Below are 16,394 nucleotides of genomic sequence, written 5' to 3'. Positions count from 1 at the left end.
CCCGCCATGACCTTCGCGCTTCCCGGCTTCGATTGCGACTCGTTCGTCCGCGCTACCCTGGCCGAGGATCTGGGCGATGCCGGCGACATCACCGCCGCCGCCGTGATTCCGGCCGAGGCGCGGTTCGCCGGCGTGATGGACAGCCGCGATCCGATCACCGTCGCGGGGCTGGGGATCGCCGAGGCGTTCTTTCGCGCGCTCGATCCCGAGGTCGCGATCGAGCGGCTGGTCGAGGACGGCGCGCAGGTGGCGGCGGGCACCGCGCTGCTGCGGCTGCGCGGGCAGGCGCGGGCGCTGCTCACCGCCGAGCGTTCGGCGCTCAACACGGTCCAGCATCTGAGCGGCATCGCGACGATGACGCGCAGCTATGTCGATGCGATCGCCGGCACCGGCGCAACGCTGCTCGATACCCGCAAGACGCTGCCGGGCCTGCGCGTGCTCGAGAAATACGCGACGCGCATGGGCGGCGCGACCAACCATCGCATGGGCCTGTGGGACGCGGCGATGATCAAGGACAACCATGTCGCGGTCGCCGGTTCGGTCGAGGCTGCGGTCGCGCGTGCAGTGGCGGCGGGGATCGCGCGGATCATCGTCGAGGTCGACCGGATCGGCCAGATCGAACCGGCGCTGGTGGCCGGTGCTACCCATCTGCTGCTCGACAACATGCCGCCGCCGGTGCTGCGCGAGGCGGTCGCGCTGGTCGCCGGGCGCGTGCCGACCGAAGCCTCGGGCGGGGTGCGGCTCGACACGATTCGCGCGATCGCGGAAACCGGCGTGACCTATGTCAGCGTCGGCCGGCTGACCCAATCGGCGCCCGCTGCCGATATCGGTCTCGATTTCGCGGCATTGTGAGGGAGAGGGGCATGAAGGTGTTTCTGGGAAGCTTCGCGGCAATGATGGCGCTGCTGCCGGGGGCGGCGCTGGCGCAGGCGCAGATGTGCGTGGTGCCGAGCAAGGTCGAGCGACCCTTGCCCGAACTGCCGAGCGCCAAGGAGCCGCAGCGGGTGCTACCGATCGGCAGCTATACGCTGGCGCTGACCTGGGCACCGGGCTTCTGCCGTGCCCATGGCGACGCGCCGGACAAGGCCTTTCAGTGCGGCGGCGAGAACCGCTTCGGTTTCACCCTGCACGGGCTGTGGCCGGATGGGCGCGGCAAGCTGTGGCCGCAATATTGCAAGGCCACGCCGATCCTGCCGCCGGCGCTGATCCGCAAGACGATGTGCGCGACGCCTTCCGAACAGCTGATCCAGCACGAATGGGCCAAGCACGGCACCTGCATGCAGACCACGCCCGACGCCTATTTCCAGCGCTCGACCAGCCTGTACCGCGCGATTCGCTACCCCGACATGGACGCGCTCTCGCGCGGGCCGCTGACGGTGGGCGACTTCAAGCGCGCGTTCGCCGCAAAGAACCGTGCGATCCCGGCCAGCGCGATCCGGGTGACGACGACCAGGGAAGGCTGGCTCGACGAGCTGTGGCTGTGCCTCGACACCCGCTTCCGCTACCGCCGCTGCGAGGCGGGGACGGGCGGCGCGACCGACGATGCGGCGCTGAAGATCTGGCGGGGGCGGTGACCCACTTCTAATACTAGAGTGTTTTCACCGTGGGCGAAGGCGCTCTAATACCAAGGTGCATTGAGGCGGACTCACCATGCCGCACATCGTCATCCCGGCGAAAGCCGGGATCCATTGCCCTCGACGCGGGGGGAAAGAACCGCCATTTCAGCGCGAATGGATCCCGGCTTCCGCCGGGATGACGATTGTTTTGGACGTGCCGTCGTCGCGAGGTTCCAAATGCGATTGCCCTGCCCTTCAGGGGAGGGGCTGAAGGGGGCGCACCTCACACCTCGATCACCCGGCTCGAAGGGTGGTGCTTGTCGAGGAACCGCTTGATCAGCTTCAGGTTGCGCGTGTTGGATCGGAAGAAGAAGTCCGGCACCGCGCCGACGAAGGGAATCATCCCCAGCGCCCAGTCGACGCCGATATTGCCGGCCATGCGCGCGATCGTGCGCTTCGGCATGCCCAGGTTGCGCGCTTCCCAGGCGAGATAGGCGCCCATCGCCGCCGCGACGCTGGGGCCGACCGCCGGCACGAAGTCCAACAGCACGTCCAGCCCGACCTTCCGGTGCGTGCCGGGGATCGTCACCATGCCTTCGAGCAGCCGCTCCATCGCCTCGACCCGCTGGCGTACGGCCGTCGCATCGGTGCCGATCGGCAGCCGCTGCGCGAAACCCTCGTTGAGCCTTGTCGCCCGTGCCATTCCCTGACCTCACTGCTTGCGCAGGTGGTTCAACGGGTGCCAGGCGCGCGCGTTCCCCTGCCAGTTGATCAGCCGCAGCGCGACGATCGACCAGCGCAGCGGCTGCGCGATCGGAATGAACGCGACGTCGCTGGCAAGCATCGCGTCCGCCTCGGCGATGCGGTGGGTGCGGTTGTAGAGGTCCGGCGCGTCGCGCGCGGCGGCGATCAGCGTCGCCGCATCGTCCGAACAGGCGCGGCAGGCATTGGCAAGGTACCAGCGGCCGCTGTCATAGGGCGCCACCTGGTCGACCAGTTCGATATCGGCGCTCGGATCGCCAATGCCGACGCGGTGCGGCGTGATGCCGATCGCGATCATCGACGCGGCGAGGTGGCCCCAGAGCAGCGTCGCCCCTGCGCCGCCGGGAAGTGCGATGGTGATGTCCACCGGTCCGCGATGCACTGCCTGCCACTCGCGCACCCGCTGGGCCGCGAGCGCACGGCGCTGGTCCGGGGCGACCGTCATCCAGCTGCCGGGCGCAGGCGGTGCCGCCGAATCGAGTTGGGCGGGCAGGATCGTCTCGGCGGGCGCCCAGTCCGGCGCGATCGCGGATGTCAGCGCCGCCCGGTCGATCGCCATGGCCAGCGCCGCGCGGTTCTGCGGCGTGGAGAGGAACCCCTCGCGGTGCAGGATCGCGAGCCCGAACAGCCCGATCGCGGAATCGATGTGGATGTTTTCGGGGGCGATTCCTGCCGCTGCCACGATCGGCCAGTCGACGAGCGTGCCGCCCAGCACCAGATCCGAGGCACCGGTGCGGAAACGGGCGATCGCCGCGGCGGCGCGCTCGCCCCGCAGCCGGACGAAGTCCTGCGGCGCGGGCGCCGCCTTGGGATCGTCGCCCGGCGTCTCGGCGGGGCGGAGCAGCAGGCCGTCGCGCTTGCCCGGCACGATTCGGAACGGGCCGGAACCGGCGACGCTGCGGGGTCGGAATACCGCCAGTTCCGGCTGGGCGAACAGGTTCAGCAGGTCCGGGCGCGGGCTCTTGAGGCGGACCTCGATCACCTGCGGAGTCATTTCGACGATCTCGTCGATCACGGCGAGATGCGGCGCCAGCCTGCTCTGGCGATTGGCGGCGATGGCCCGGCGCAGCGCGCGGACGATTTCGCCGGCGGTGACCGGCTGGCCATCCGGCCAGGTCGCTTCGCCGAGCCGGAAGATATAGCTGCGCGCGTCGTCGAACACGTTCCACCGCTCGGCCAGCGCCGGCTCGATCTGGCCGGTGCGGTCGTAGCGGACCAGGCCCTGGGCGGTGGCGGCAAGCGCGACCGCCTGCGCCTCGTCGATCACCGTCGTCGCGGGGTCGACGAGCAGCCGCTCGCTGCCGATCGCGCTCACCACCACCGGCGCGTCGTCCTTGCGCTGGCCGGTCTGGCTGCAGGCCGTGGCGGTCAGCAGAAGGGCGATCAAGGGCAGGCGCAGGCGAGGCATCGGCGGATCCCGGGCGACGAAGCGCCAAGCTCTATGGAAGCAAACGCACGCTGCCAAGCCCGGGAGGTATCGCGGGGGGCCGTCTGGGCCTATCACGTCGGGATATGACGCGCTCTCGATTCCGCTCGCATCCTGCCGTGTCCGCCGCGATTTCGGTGGCGCTGCGCGGTTATCTCGCGGTTCGGACGATCGGCTGGTTCGTTACCCGGCCGCAGACCCGCGGCGTGCGCGCGATCGCATTGACGCCGGAGGGGCAGGTGGTGCTGGTCCGGCATAGCTACCTGGAGGGCTGGCATCTGCCGGGCGGTGGCCACGAGCCTGGTGAAACCGCCGAGCAGGCCGTACTGCGCGAATTGCGCGAGGAGATCGGCATGGTTTCGCATGGTCCGGTGCGCCTCCTCGGCACGCTGCAGCACCGTCCGAACTTTCGCCGCGACACGGTGACGCTGGCGGTGGTCGAACAGGTGGCCTTCGCGTTCCGGCCCTCGCTGGAAATCGTCGAGGCGGCGGCGTTCGCGCCGGACGCGTTGCCGCCGGGCATCACCGCAGGGACCGGGCGCCGCCTTGCCGAATGGCGACAGGGGCATCCGATCTCCGAAGCCTGGTGATTCAGGCGAGCCTGGTGCGGACGGCGGGACTCGAACCCGCACGCCCCGAGGGGCAGAAGATTTTAAGTCTCCGGCGTCTACCGGTTCCGCCACGTCCGCGTGGGCGGCAGGCAAGACGCTGCCGCACGCCGCGTGTCAAGCGCGCATCACATATTGAGGCGAATGCGCATTTCCTTGCCGGGCTTGAAATAGGGAACGCGCTTGGCGTCCACCTCCACGGACTCCCCCGTCCGCGGATTGCGGCCCACGCGGGCATCGCGCGCGCGGGTCGAGAATGCGCCAAAGCCGCGCAGCTCGACGCGGCCATCCTCACTCAGCCGGGCAACGATCTCGTCGAAGAAGATCGAGACGATCTTTTCGACTTCCCGGACGGAGAGCCCGGGATTTTCCTGCACCAGCAATTGAACCAACTCAGAACGGATCATCCGCGCCCCTCCCTTGGCGAACGCGCCCAAAATGGCCGCGAACGGCTATCCCCAAGGAAACCCTAGCGCTTTTTGCCAATCTGCATCAACCAGAAGATGTGGTTGATGGTACCCTAAAATCAAAAAAGAAGGGCCCGGGAGCGGCTTTTGCTGCTCCCGGGCCCTCCCTTCAGAAGGAAATTAGTTGTTCTGGCTGCGGGCCTTGAGGGCCTCACCCAGAATGTCGCCCAGCGACGCGCCCGAGTCGGACGAGCCATACTGCTGCACGGCCTGCTTCTCTTCGGCGATCTGCATCGCCTTGACCGAGAAGGTCGGCTTCTTCGAACGATCAAAGCCGGTGACCATCGCGTCGAACTTCTGGCCGACCTGGAAACGCTCCGGACGCTGCTCGTCACGGTCGCGGCCGAGATCGGTGCGCTTGATGAAGCCGGTCGCGCCATCGTCGCCCACCTGCACTTCGAGGCCCGCGTCGCGGACTTCGAGGACGGTGACGGTGACGACCGCGTTCTTGCCGAGGCGATCCGCACCACCGGTGGAACCGGCAGCGGCGACGCCGCCACGCTCGAGCTGCTTCATGCCGAGCGAGATGCGCTCCTTGTCGGCTTCGACCGCGAGGACGACGGCCTTCACCATCTCGCCCTTGCGGTGCAGCGCCAGCGCGTCTTCACCCGAGATGCCCCAGGCGATGTCGGACATGTGGACCATGCCGTCGACGTCGTTGTCCAGACCGATGAACAGGCCGAACTCGGTGGCGTTCTTGACTTCGCCCTCGACGGTCGAACCGACCGGGTGCTCTTCGGCGAAACGTTCCCACGGATTCTGCTGCGCCTGCTTGAGGCCGAGCGAGATGCGGCGCTTTTCCTGATCGACCTCGAGCACGACCACATCGACTTCCTGCGAGGTCGAGACGATCTTGCCCGGATGGACGTTCTTCTTGGTCCAGCTCATTTCCGAGACGTGGACCAGGCCCTCGATGCCGGCTTCCAGCTCGACGAACGCACCATATTCGGTGATGTTCGTGACGCGGCCCGACAGCTTGGCGCCGACCGGGTACTTCACGCTCGCGCCATCCCACGGATCGCTCTCGAGCTGCTTCATGCCCAGCGAGATGCGCTGCGTGTCGCGGTTGATGCGGATGATCTGAACGCGGACGGTGTCGCCGATGTTCAGCACTTCCGACGGGTGGTTGACGCGCTTGTAGCTCAGGTCGGTGACGTGCAGCAGGCCGTCGATGCCGCCCAGGTCGACGAACGCACCGTAATCGGTGATGTTCTTGACGACGCCGTCGATCACCTGGCCCTCGGCGAGGCTCTGGATCAGGCCCGAACGCTGCTCGGCGCGGGTTTCCTCGAGCACCGCGCGACGCGACACGACGATGTTGCCGCGCTTGCGGTCCATCTTGAGGATCTGGAAGGGCTGGGCGATGTCCATCAGCGGGGTGACGTCGCGCACCGGACGGATGTCGACCTGGCTGCCCGGCAGGAAGGCCACGGCGCCGTTGAGGTCGACGGTGAAGCCGCCCTTGACGCGGCCGAAGATGACGCCTTCGACACGGGTGTTCTGGGCGAATTCCGCCTCGAGCTTGTCCCAGGCGGCTTCGCGGCGGGCGCGGTCGCGGCTGAGCATCGCTTCGCCGTTCGCGTTCTCGACGCGGTCGACATAGACTTCGACTTCGTCGCCGACCTTGAGGTCCGCCTTTTGGCCCGGCGCTGCGAATTCGCGCAGCGGCACGCGGCCTTCGGACTTGAGGCCCACGTCGATGACGGCAAGGTCGTTCTCGATGCCGGTGACGGTGCCGATCACGACGCGGCCTTCAAAGCCGTCCGCCTGACCGAAGGTTTCGTCGAGCAGTGCCGCGAAATCGTCGCGGGAAGGTGTTGCCGTAGTGGCCATAAAAAAGAGGTTCCTAACGTTCGTTTTTCCGGCCAGCCGGTTGGATCCGGCGGTCTTGAGGGCCAGAAACGCCGCGGCGGCCGAATGCCGGTCGCGACATCCTTCGTGCGGGTTCCAGTGGAGGACGAGCAAGTCGCGCCGAAACGCGAAAAGGGCGCATGGAAGCGAGGCTCCCAGCGCCATCCCCCACGAGCACCCGCCCGCAGGACGTGCGCGCCATACTGCGGATGGGGTGAGAAAGCAAGGTTTTCGGCAGCTCCCAGCTCCTCCCCGGCACGGGGAGGGGGACCATTGGCGCAGCCAATGGTGGAGGGGCCGCGCCGCCAGGCGCGGGGCGGTCAGCGGGCAGGGCAATCGCCGTCCCAGTACTTAGCCCCTCCTCCTTGGAGGAGGGGTTGGGGGTGGAGGGATTCCAGAACGCTCGTTGGTCTCGGTGAGACACTGCCCCACCCCAACCCCTCCCCTGAAGGGGAGGGGCTTAAGCGGTCGTCCGCTTCTTCTCGACGATCTCGATCGCCCGCTGCACCGCCGCGTCGATCGACAGGAAGCTGGTATCCAGCGTCACCGCATCGTCTGCCTGCACCAGCGGCGCCTCGCTGCGCTGCGAGTCGCGCTCGTCCCTGGAGCGAATGTCGGCCAGCACCTTGTCGAGGCTGACATTGATGCCGTTCTTGCGCAGTTCGAGATGCCGGCGCTGGGCGCGGATCATCGGCGTCGCCTTGACGAACAGCTTCACCTCGGCGTCGGGCGCGATCACGGTGCCGATGTCGCGGCCATCGAGCAGCGCGCCGCCAGGCTGCTGGGCAAAGCGCTTCTGCCGGGCGAGCAGCGCCGCGCGCACCAGCGGGTACGCCGAGACGATCGAGGCGGTCTGGCCGACCTCGTCGGTGCGTAGCATCGGATCGGCAAGCAGCGAATCGTCAAATCCGCAGGCAGCGACGGCGTCGGCTTCCTTGGTTGGATCCAGGCCCTCGCGCAGTACCGTGGCGGCGACGGCGCGATAGAGCAGGCCGGTGTCCAGATGCGGCAAGTGATAATGCCGGGCGAGGGCGCGCGCGATGGTGCCCTTGCCCGAAGCTGCCGGGCCGTCGACTGCGATAATCATGCGCTCCCCCTCGCGATACGGGCGACGCACGTCAAGGGACTTGCCCTCCACTTGGCGCAATTACCGGGTCGTCAGTGCGTCGAGCGTGGGGAAGAAATTCGGATAGCTGGTCGCCACCGGGGCGACGTCGTCGATCGCGATCGGGGCGTGCGCCGCCAGCGCGGCCACCGTCATGCTCATCGCGATGCGGTGGTCAAGCAGCGTCGCGACCGATCCCCCGCCGGCGAGCGGTGCGCCCGCCGAACCCTGGATGGCGAGGCCGTCCTCGAACTCCTCGGTCACGACGCCGCAGGCTTCGAGCGCCGCGCGCATGGCGGCGATGCGATCCGACTCCTTGACGCGCAGCTCGTGCGCGCCCCGCGCGACGGTGCGGCCTTCGGCCAGCGACGCGGCGACGAACAGCACCGGATATTCGTCGATCATGCTCGGGGCGAGGTCGGCGGGGACTTCGATCGCCTTGAGCGGCGCGTGGCGCACGACCAGGTCGGCGACCGGTTCGCCGCCGACGGTGCGGGCGTTGGTCTCGGCGATGTCGGCGCCCATCATGCGCAGCGCGGTGATCAGGCCGGTGCGCGTCGGGTTCATGCAGACATTGGCGATGGTGATTTCCGAACCCGGTACGATCGACGCGGCGACCATCCAGAAGCCGGCGGAGGAGGGGTCGCCCGGCACGACGATGTGCTGGGGCTTGAGCTCGGCCTCGCCGGTGATCGCAATGATCTTGCCGTCGGGGCCGTCTTCCACGGTCAGCTCGGCGCCGAACCCGCGCAGCATCCGCTCGCTATGGTCGCGGGTGGGGACCGGCTCGATCACGCGGGTGATGCCCGGCGTGTTGAGGCCGGCGAGCAGGATCGCCGACTTCACCTGCGCCGAGGCGACGGGAAGGGTGTATTCGATCGGCACCGCCGGGCACATGCCGCGGAGCATCAGCGGCAGGCGGCCGCCGGGGCTGGCGGTGATCTCGGCGCCCATCTGGCTCAGCGGCTCGATCACGCGGCCCATCGGGCGGCCCGAAAGAGAGGCATCGCCGGTGAAGGTGGCGGTGATGCCGTGGCTGGCGACCAGCCCCATCAGCAGGCGGGTCGAGGTCCCGGAATTGCCCATGTCGAGCGCCTGGGCCGGCTGCTGCAGCCCGCCAACGCCGACGCCGTGGACGCGCCAGACGCCGTCTTCGCCGCGCTCGACCTGGGCGCCCATTGCGCGCATCGCTGCAGCGGTGGCGAGCACATCCTCTCCCTCCAGCAGCCCCTCGATCCGGCTCTCTCCAATGGCGAGCGCGGAAAACATGATTGCGCGGTGGCTGATCGACTTGTCGCCGGGAACGGTAACGGTGCCGCGCAGCGGACCGCGCGCGGCGAGGGTGAGAGGGCGGGGATCGGTGTTCGACATGGGCGCGGCTTTGACAGGCGGCTTGCAGCATGGCAAGGCGCGCCCCACTTTCCGGGATCATATCCCGAAATCTCCGAACACAGCGAAAGGCGAAGAGGCAACACATGGTGAAGCCGGAATGGGGCACCAAGCGCAGCTGCCCGAAGTGCGGTACGCGCTTCTATGATCTGACCAAGGACGAGCCGGTCACCTGCATCAATTGCGGTTTCGCCTGGGAGCCCGAGCCCATCCTGAAGTCGAAGCAGCCGCTGCCGTTCGAGGCAGTAAAGGCCAATAGCGACAAGCCGGAAGCCGAGGATTCGGATCTGGTGGGCGATGACGATCTCGACATCGGTGCCGACGACGAGGAGCCCTCGCCGGACGACGACGTCGATCTGGGCGGCGACGACGACCTGGGCGTCGAGACTGCCAGCGACGACGACGAGCAGTAAGTTCGAAAAAATTTGGCAAGCGCGAAAAAAGGCGCTTGCCAACCCGGCGAGCCCCTTATAGAGGGGCCGCCTTCCCGGGGAATGGGGCCGTAGCTCAGCTGGGAGAGCGTCGCAATGGCATTGCGAAGGTCAGGGGTTCGATCCCCCTCGGCTCCACCATTTCCCCCCCCCCTTCACGACATGGTTTGTGTGATCGCGGCGTAGGGTGCCGCGGGGTTCTTCCCCGCGATGCCGTGCGCCCTTTCTCGCGTCTGCGCCCTGCGCGCATAGCTCCACCCGCGGGGTGGTTCCCCTATACCAGCGTTCGATTCCGCCGCCGCTACGCTGCTGCCATGGTCAGCGCAGCCGATCGGGCGTGGCGTACGCGCCCTTGCCGGATCGGCACGGACTTCAAAAAACAGGAGCGCGGGGGATGAACAGGTTCGGAGACTTGGCGCACGTCACGCGCCGCGAACTGCTCGAGGGGACGCTGGCCATCGGAGCGGTCGTGGCGATCGCGCCGGCGGCACAGGCGATGGCGCAGGGCCATTCACATCACGGAGAAGCGAACATGGCGACGATCACGGTCAAGGACGGCACGACGATCTTTTACAAGGACTGGGGCCCCAAGACCGCCCAGCCGATTGTCTTCCACCATGGCTGGCCGCTGAGTGCGGACGATTGGGACGCGCAGATGCTGTATTTCCTGGAAAAGGGCTACCGCGTCATCGCGCATGATCGCCGCGGTCATGGTCGCTCGACCCAGACCGACACCGGCAACGACATGGCGACCTATGCCGCCGACGTGATCGAGTTGGCCGATGCGCTCGACCTGAAGAATGCCGTGCATATCGGCCATTCTACCGGCGGCGGCGAGGTCGCGGCCTATGTCGCGCGGTCCAAGCCGGGCCGTGTCGCCAAGGCGGTGCTGGTCGGCGCGATCCCGCCGCTGATGCTCAAGACCGCGAACAACCCCGGCGGGCTGCCGATCGAGGTGTTCGACGGCTTCCGCGCCGCGCTCGCCGCCAACCGCGCGCAATTCTACCTCGATGTGCCGTCGGGGCCGTTCTACGGCTTCAACCGTCCGGGCGCGAAGGTCTCGCCGGGCGTGATCCAGAACTGGTGGCGCCAGGGCATGATCGGCGGCGCCAAGGCGCAGTATGACTGCATCAAGGTGTTCTCGGAAACCGACCAGACCGAGGATCTCAAGAAGATCCAGGTGCCGGTACTGTTCATGCATGGCGACGACGACCAGATCGTGCCGATCGCGGATTCGGCGATGCTCGGCGTCAAGCTGGTCAAGAATGGCGAGCTCAAGGTCTACAAGGGCTTCCCGCACGGCATGCTGACCACGCACGCCGACGTGCTGAACCCCGATCTGCTGGCGTTCATCCGCAAGTGATGGGGAGAGGGCTGCGTCCGGCGATCGGGCGGGCGCAGCCTTTTCGGCGAACGGGCTGCTAACCATGGTTGGCAAGGGCGCGTTTACGCGCTGCTGCGACAATGGCGCATTGGAGTAGCGCCATGATCGCCACCAACATCGCTCTCAGCGGCATCCAGGCCAGTGCCACCCGGCTCACGGTGAGCGCGCAGAACGTCGCCAACGCGAACACGACCGGCGAGACCGTCAAGGCGGTGACCGCGCCGAACGCGATCGGCAAGACGATCAACCACGCCTATCAGCCGATTGCGATCTACCAGGCGGCGGCTGCCGCGGGCGGCGTCAACGCCAAGCCGGTGCCGGCGGTGCCCGGCACGGGCCCGCGCTACGATCCGGAATCGCAGGATGCCGACGAGGACGGGAATATCGAGGCGCCCGACGTCGATTTCGCGAGCGAGGATGTCGAGCAGCGCAAGGCGCTCTTTTCGTTCCGCGCGAACCTCTCCGTGGTCAAGACCGAGGACCGGATGATGGGTTCGCTGCTGGACATGCGGGTCTGAGGGCGTCCGGCCAGCTTCTCGAAAACGATCGTCATTCCCGCGAAGGCGGGAATCCATTTGCGAGGACGTCGGGGAAAAGAGCCGCGGCTTCACCACCAATGGATCCCCGCCTTCGCGGGGATGACGGGGTATTTTGTCGAGAGTGATGCCCTCTCACCGGAGGGAGAGGGCATCGCGTGATCACGCCAGCGTCAGGCCGACATTCACGTTGCCGCGGGTCGCGTTCGAATAGGGGCAGACCTGGTGCGCGGCGTCGACCAGCTGCTGCGCCACCTCGCGATCGAGGCCGGGCAGATTGACGAGCAGATCGGCGGTGATGCCGAAGCCGCCTTCCGAACGCGGGCCGATGCCTACCGTCGCGGTGACCGTCGTCTCGGCCGGGACCTTGATCTTCATGCCCGCGCCGACCGCCTTGAGCGCACCGATGAAGCAGGCCGAATAGCCCGCCGCGAACAGCTGCTCCGGATTGGTGCCGTCGCCGCCGGCGCCGCCCAGTTCCTTCGGGGTGGAGAGCTTCACTTCCAGAACGCCGTCTTCCGAGCGCGCGCTGCCGTCGCGGCCGCCGGTTGCAGTTGCCTTGGTGGTGTACTTCACATCGACCGACATCGAGTGTCTCCTTTGGTGCTGCGACAATAATTATCGCGATAAACGATCAGATAGGCGAGGCCGCGCCCCTTGTCCAGAGGATTCTTTATCGCGATATATGTTTTGTCCGCCGAGCTTCGGCGGAAAGGAGTTTCTGCCCATGCCTGCCCCGCTTCCGCTCGACGGCCAGCTCTGCTTCTCGCTCTACAGCGCGAGCATGGCGATCACGCGCGTCTACAAGCCGATCCTCGATCGGCTGGGGATCACCTATCCGCAATATCTGGTGCTCCACGCGCTGTGGGAGAAGGACGGCCGTACGGTAGGCGCGATCGGCGAGCGGCTCGCGCTCGAATCGAGCACGATCACGCCGCTGGTGAAGCGGCTGGAGGCGGCGGGGCTGGTCGAGCGCAAGCGGAACCCCGAGGACGAACGCCAGGTGCAGGTGTTCCTCACCGCGCAGGGTCGCGCGATCCGCGAGGAATGCGGCTGCCTGGGCGAGGCGATCCTCGAGAAGACCGACCTGACGCTGGAGCGGCTGGCGGCGCTCAACCGCGAGGCGCAGGCGCTGCGCGATTCGCTGGCACGCGAGTGAGAGCGTTTCGCGCCCTCCTTCTTGCTGTCCTCCCCGCGAAGGCAGGGATCCATTGGCGCTGAACCGGCGGTTCCAGCCCCGAGCGTCCTGGCAAATGGATTCCCGCCTTTGCGGGAATGACGAGGATTTTAGTCGCGCGGTTGGTCCGCAATCCCAGGTTTGCTGCGCCGTTCGACCACGCTAAGGGACGATCACGCTCCCCCACATCTGCTGGAACCCGAGTTTCGATGCTGCGCCTGTCCGGACTTTCCCTGCCCCTCGACCACCCCGCCGATGCGCTCGCGCCCGCGATCGCGGCGCGGCTGGGCGTGGCGCCGGCCGAGGTGCGTGGCTTCACCGTGTTCAAGCGCGGCAACGATGCGCGGCGGCGCAACGCGATCCTGCTGGTCTATACCGTCGACGTCGATCTGACCGACGAAGCCGAGGTGCTGGCGCGCCTTGCCGGGGACAAGGACGTGCGACCGACCCCGGACATGACCTACCGCCCGCCCGTCCAGGCGCCCGAGGGCTGGAACGGTCTACGCCCGGTGGTGATCGGTGCGGGGCCGTGCGGACTGTTCGCCGGGCTGATCCTCGCCCAGATGGGCTTCCGCCCGATCATCGTCGATCGCGGCAAGATCGTGCGCGAGCGGACCAAGGACACCTGGGGCCTGTGGCGCCGCTCCGAGCTCAACCCGGATTCCAACGTCCAGTTCGGCGAGGGCGGGGCGGGGACCTTCTCGGACGGCAAGCTCTATTGCCGGGTCAAGGACCCGCGCTTCCTCGGCCGCAAGGTGCTGGAGGAATTCGTGAAGGCCGGCGCGCCCGAGGACATCCTGTGGCAGGCGCATCCGCATATCGGCACCTTCCGCCTCGTATCGATGGTGGAGAGCATGCGCCGCACCATCGAGGAACTGGGCGGCGAATATCGCTGGCAGACCCGCGTCGACGCGATCGAGCTCGACGGCGAGCGCAAGATGCGCGGCCTGCACCTCCACGACGGCAGCTTCCTGGAGGCCGACCATGTCGTGCTGGCAGTGGGCCATAGCGCGCGGCCGACCTTCGAGATGCTCCACCGCATGGGCGTCCATCTGGAGGCCAAGCCCTTCTCGATCGGCGTGCGGATCGAGCATCCGCAGAGCTGGATCGACCAGGCGCGCTTCGGCAACTGCGCCAAGCATCCGGACCTGGGCGCCGCCGCCTATGCGCTGTCGCACCACTGCGCCAATGGCCGTACCGTCTACAGCTTCTGCATGTGCCCGGGTGGGCGCGTGGTGGCGGCCACCTCCGAGGAGGGCCGCGTCGTCACCAACGGCATGAGCCAATATTCGCGCGCCGAGTTCAACGCCAATTCGGGGCTCGTCGTGGCGATCGATCCCGCGCGCGACTATCCGGGTGGTCCGCTCGCGGGCATCGAACTGCAGCGCAAATGGGAGGATGCGGCCTTCCTCGCCGGTGGCTCCAACTACAACGCGCCGGGCCAGCTGGTCGGCGACCTGCTCGCCGGGCGGCCCTCAACCGCGCTGGGGCAGGTGGTGCCGAGCTACAAGCCGGGCGTCACGCCCACCGATCTCGCCGCCTGCCTGCCCGACTTCGTGATCGAGGCGTTCCGCGAGGCGCTGCCCGTGTTCGGCCGCCAGATCGCCCGCTACGACCATCCCGAGGCGGTGATGACCGGGGTGGAGACTCGCACCTCTTCGCCGGTGCGGATCACCCGCGGGGCGGACCTGCAGAGCCTCAACACGCCGCGGCTGTTCCCGGCGGGGGAGGGCGCGGGCTATGCCGGGGGCATCCTCTCGGCGGCGATCGACGGCATCAAGATCGCCGAGGCGGTGGCGAAGAGCATGACGGCCGGTTAACCACCGGATTTTCCGGGATTCCGGATCGCGACCGCGCCGTGTCTATAATGAACGGCGAAGGGAACGATTGTGCAGAATTACCGCGAAGCGGCGCGGCTGGACGCGCTGCACCAGCTGAAGCTGCTCGACACGCCGCCTAGCGAGCATTTCGATCGTATCACGCGGATGGCGGCGCAGATCTTCGGCCTGCCGATCGCGGCCGTGTCGCTGACCGACCGGGACCGGCAATGGTTCAAGTCGCGCGTCGGCGTCGAGCATGGCAGCATCCCGCGCGACAAGGCACCCTGCGCGGAGGTCGCCGAGGAAGGCCATCTGGTGGTGATCGAGGACTTCGCGACACACCCTCGCTACGCCGAAAGCCTGCTCGCCGAGCATGGCACCCGCTTCTATGCGGGGGCGCCGCTGGTGACCAAGGACGGCTACGGACTCGGCGCGCTGTGCGTGCTGGGTGTAGAGCCGCGTCTCGCCGCGCCCGAAGAACTGGCGGCGCTGACCGACCTCGCCGCGATGGTCATGGAGCAGATCGAGCTTCAGCATGCGTTCGGGCGGATCGATCCGATCAGCGGGCTGCCGACGCGCGCGCAGTTCCGGGACGACCTTGCCGACCTGGCGCTCGATTGCCCCGGGCAGGCCCGCATCGCGGTGATCGCCGATCTCGCGCGGGACGACCAGATCGCGAAGATCGTCGGCGCGATGGGCGCGGCGCGGCTCGACGAAATGGTGCGCGAGGCATCGCGCGCGATCCAGAGCGCCCTCGGCGCGGACCGCACGGCCTATCATGTCGGCACCACCCAATTCGCCTTCCTGTCGCCGCCCGATGTGGACGTGGCGGCCTATATCGCCGTGATAGAGCGCGGTTTCGAAGCGATCCGGGCGACATCCAGCGTGCGGTTCGTAACCAGCGTGGCGATCGGCATGCGGCCGTTCCGGCTGGGCGAGGTACCGCCGGAGGATGTGCTTCGCGGGGCGGCCAGCGCCGCGCAGGATGCGCGCCGGAACGACGGTGCGATCGCGCTCTACTCCGCGGATCGCGACAACGAGATGCGCCGTCACTACGACCTGCTGCAGGATTTCGGCGCGGCGCTGGAGGCGGGCGACCAGTTGCGGCTGGTCTATCAGCCGCGGGTCGACCTCGCGACCGGGTGCTGTCTGGGCGCGGAAACGCTGCTGCGCTGGCGCCATCCCGAGCTTGGCGAGGTTTCGCCCGCCGAGTTCATCCCGATCATCGAACAGACTGCGCTCGCGCGCCCGACGACCCAGTGGGTGCTCGATACTGCGCTCGACCAGCTTGCCGCATGGCAGGCGGCAGGGCTGGAGCTGACGCTGTCGGTCAACATCTCGGCGGCCAACCTGATGGAGGCGGACCTGATCCAGCGCCTCCAACTGGCGCTGATCACGCGCCAGCTGCGGCCGGCGCAGCTGGAGATCGAACTCACCGAAAGCGCGATGATGGCGGAGCCGGAAAAGGCGCTGGCGATGCTGCGCGAGCTTGCCGAGGCGGGGATCGCGCTGGCGATCGACGATTTCGGCACCGGGCATAGCAGCCTTGCCTATCTCCAGCAGGTGCCGGCGCAGGTGGTGAAGATCGACCAGGCGTTTGTCCGCGGGCTGAGCGCACCCTGGGGCGCCGATTATGTGCTCGTCGAGACGATGGTCGACCTGATCCACAAGCTCGGTCGCAGCGTGGTGGCGGAAGGCGTCGAGACCGAGGATGCCGCCAAGATCCTCGCCGGCATGGGGTGCGAGGAAGCGCAGGGATATTGGTTCGCGCGGCCGCTGGAAGCGGCGGCGTTCGCGGACTGGATTGCCGCGCGGACCGCACTCGCAGCTTGAGCATTTCCTCCCTCGCGAAGCGGGGGAGGGGGACCGCCGCCGAAGGCGG

At 67.8% G+C, this 16,394-nt stretch carries 16 protein-coding genes and 2 tRNA genes; 10 read left to right on the top strand and 8 right to left on the bottom strand.

From position 1 onward, the window contains the following. The first annotated feature begins 6 nt into the window (after positions 1 to 6). Both nadC and SAZ01S_RS10200 read left to right on the top strand, forming a co-directional pair. Positions 7 to 852, top strand: coding sequence for a carboxylating nicotinate-nucleotide diphosphorylase (gene nadC, locus SAZ01S_RS10205; RefSeq protein WP_084582168.1), 846 nt, complete (start codon positions 7 to 9; stop codon positions 850 to 852). Positions 853 to 863: 11 nt separating this feature from the next. Then, complete coding sequence (locus tag SAZ01S_RS10200; protein ID WP_084582167.1) at positions 864 to 1,574, top strand: ribonuclease T2 family protein; 711 nt, start codon at positions 864 to 866, stop codon at positions 1,572 to 1,574. Positions 1,575 to 1,839: 265 nt separating this feature from the next. Here SAZ01S_RS10200 and SAZ01S_RS10195 read toward each other — a convergent pair whose 3' ends face one another. Further along, a complete protein-coding gene (locus SAZ01S_RS10195; RefSeq protein WP_084582166.1) occupies positions 1,840 to 2,259 on the bottom strand; it encodes a DUF4112 domain-containing protein in 420 nt (139 codons plus the stop codon). Between the two features lie 9 nt (positions 2,260 to 2,268). Continuing rightward, positions 2,269 to 3,726, bottom strand: a complete 1,458-nt coding sequence (locus SAZ01S_RS10190) for an ABC transporter substrate-binding protein (protein ID WP_084582165.1) — start codon at positions 3,724 to 3,726, stop codon at positions 2,269 to 2,271. Between the two features lie 137 nt (positions 3,727 to 3,863). Between SAZ01S_RS10190 and SAZ01S_RS10185 the strand changes: the two genes are divergently transcribed. Further along, positions 3,864 to 4,334 (top strand): NUDIX domain-containing protein, encoded by a 471-nt coding sequence (locus tag SAZ01S_RS10185; RefSeq protein WP_245824755.1) that lies wholly within the window; start codon positions 3,864 to 3,866, stop codon positions 4,332 to 4,334. A gap of 12 nt (positions 4,335 to 4,346) precedes the next feature. Here SAZ01S_RS10185 and SAZ01S_RS10180 read toward each other — a convergent pair. The 5 genes from SAZ01S_RS10180 to aroA all read right to left on the bottom strand — a co-directional run bounded on the left by SAZ01S_RS10180 (position 4,347) and on the right by aroA (position 9,146). Further along, a tRNA-Leu gene (locus tag SAZ01S_RS10180) sits at positions 4,347 to 4,433 on the bottom strand. Between the two features lie 47 nt (positions 4,434 to 4,480). Further along, positions 4,481 to 4,759, bottom strand: coding sequence for an integration host factor subunit beta (locus tag SAZ01S_RS10175; protein ID WP_084582164.1), 279 nt, complete (start codon positions 4,757 to 4,759; stop codon positions 4,481 to 4,483). 180 nt (positions 4,760 to 4,939) lie between these two features. Further along, entirely contained in the window at positions 4,940 to 6,652 is a 1,713-nt protein-coding gene (rpsA, locus tag SAZ01S_RS10170) for a 30S ribosomal protein S1 (protein WP_084582163.1), read from the bottom strand. A gap of 478 nt (positions 6,653 to 7,130) precedes the next feature. Beyond that, positions 7,131 to 7,757 (bottom strand): (d)CMP kinase, encoded by a 627-nt coding sequence (gene cmk, locus SAZ01S_RS10165; RefSeq protein ID WP_084582162.1) that lies wholly within the window; start codon positions 7,755 to 7,757, stop codon positions 7,131 to 7,133. A 60-nt stretch (positions 7,758 to 7,817) separates the two neighbouring features. Beyond that, a complete protein-coding gene (gene aroA, locus SAZ01S_RS10160) occupies positions 7,818 to 9,146 on the bottom strand; it encodes a 3-phosphoshikimate 1-carboxyvinyltransferase (RefSeq protein WP_084582161.1) in 1,329 nt (442 codons plus the stop codon). A 104-nt stretch (positions 9,147 to 9,250) separates the two neighbouring features. Between aroA and SAZ01S_RS10155 the strand changes: the two genes are divergently transcribed. The 4 genes from SAZ01S_RS10155 (at position 9,251) to SAZ01S_RS10140 (ending at position 11,497) form a co-directional block, all read left to right on the top strand. After that, a complete protein-coding gene (locus tag SAZ01S_RS10155; RefSeq protein WP_084582160.1) occupies positions 9,251 to 9,577 on the top strand; it encodes a TIGR02300 family protein in 327 nt (108 codons plus the stop codon). A gap of 83 nt (positions 9,578 to 9,660) precedes the next feature. After that, a tRNA-Ala gene (locus SAZ01S_RS10150) sits at positions 9,661 to 9,736 on the top strand. Between the two features lie 391 nt (positions 9,737 to 10,127). After that, positions 10,128 to 10,958, top strand: a complete 831-nt coding sequence (locus SAZ01S_RS10145; protein ID WP_139810025.1) for an alpha/beta fold hydrolase — start codon at positions 10,128 to 10,130, stop codon at positions 10,956 to 10,958. 122 nt (positions 10,959 to 11,080) lie between these two features. Then, on the top strand, positions 11,081 to 11,497 hold the full coding sequence (locus tag SAZ01S_RS10140) for a flagellar basal body rod protein FlgC (RefSeq protein ID WP_084582158.1): 417 nt from the start codon (positions 11,081 to 11,083) through the stop codon (positions 11,495 to 11,497). A 180-nt stretch (positions 11,498 to 11,677) separates the two neighbouring features. Here SAZ01S_RS10140 and SAZ01S_RS10135 read toward each other — a convergent pair whose 3' ends face one another. Beyond that, positions 11,678 to 12,103, bottom strand: a complete 426-nt coding sequence (locus tag SAZ01S_RS10135; RefSeq protein ID WP_084582157.1) for an organic hydroperoxide resistance protein — start codon at positions 12,101 to 12,103, stop codon at positions 11,678 to 11,680. Positions 12,104 to 12,242: 139 nt separating this feature from the next. Between SAZ01S_RS10135 and SAZ01S_RS10130 the strand changes: the two genes are divergently transcribed. The 3 genes from SAZ01S_RS10130 (at position 12,243) to SAZ01S_RS10120 (ending at position 16,345) form a co-directional block, all read left to right on the top strand. Next, on the top strand, positions 12,243 to 12,674 hold the full coding sequence (locus SAZ01S_RS10130; protein ID WP_084582202.1) for a MarR family winged helix-turn-helix transcriptional regulator: 432 nt from the start codon (positions 12,243 to 12,245) through the stop codon (positions 12,672 to 12,674). A 227-nt stretch (positions 12,675 to 12,901) separates the two neighbouring features. Continuing rightward, a complete protein-coding gene (locus SAZ01S_RS10125; RefSeq protein ID WP_084582156.1) occupies positions 12,902 to 14,512 on the top strand; it encodes an NAD(P)/FAD-dependent oxidoreductase in 1,611 nt (536 codons plus the stop codon). Positions 14,513 to 14,581: 69 nt separating this feature from the next. Next, complete coding sequence (locus tag SAZ01S_RS10120) at positions 14,582 to 16,345, top strand: putative bifunctional diguanylate cyclase/phosphodiesterase (protein WP_084582155.1); 1,764 nt, start codon at positions 14,582 to 14,584, stop codon at positions 16,343 to 16,345. Positions 16,346 to 16,394 lie beyond the last annotated feature (49 nt).

The organism is Sphingomonas azotifigens NBRC 15497 (genome assembly GCF_002091475.1).
GTDB classification, from domain to species: domain Bacteria; phylum Pseudomonadota; class Alphaproteobacteria; order Sphingomonadales; family Sphingomonadaceae; genus Sphingomonas; species Sphingomonas azotifigens.
Note: the sequence above shows the minus strand (reverse complement) of the source record. Positions and strands in the feature narration are given on the sequence as shown.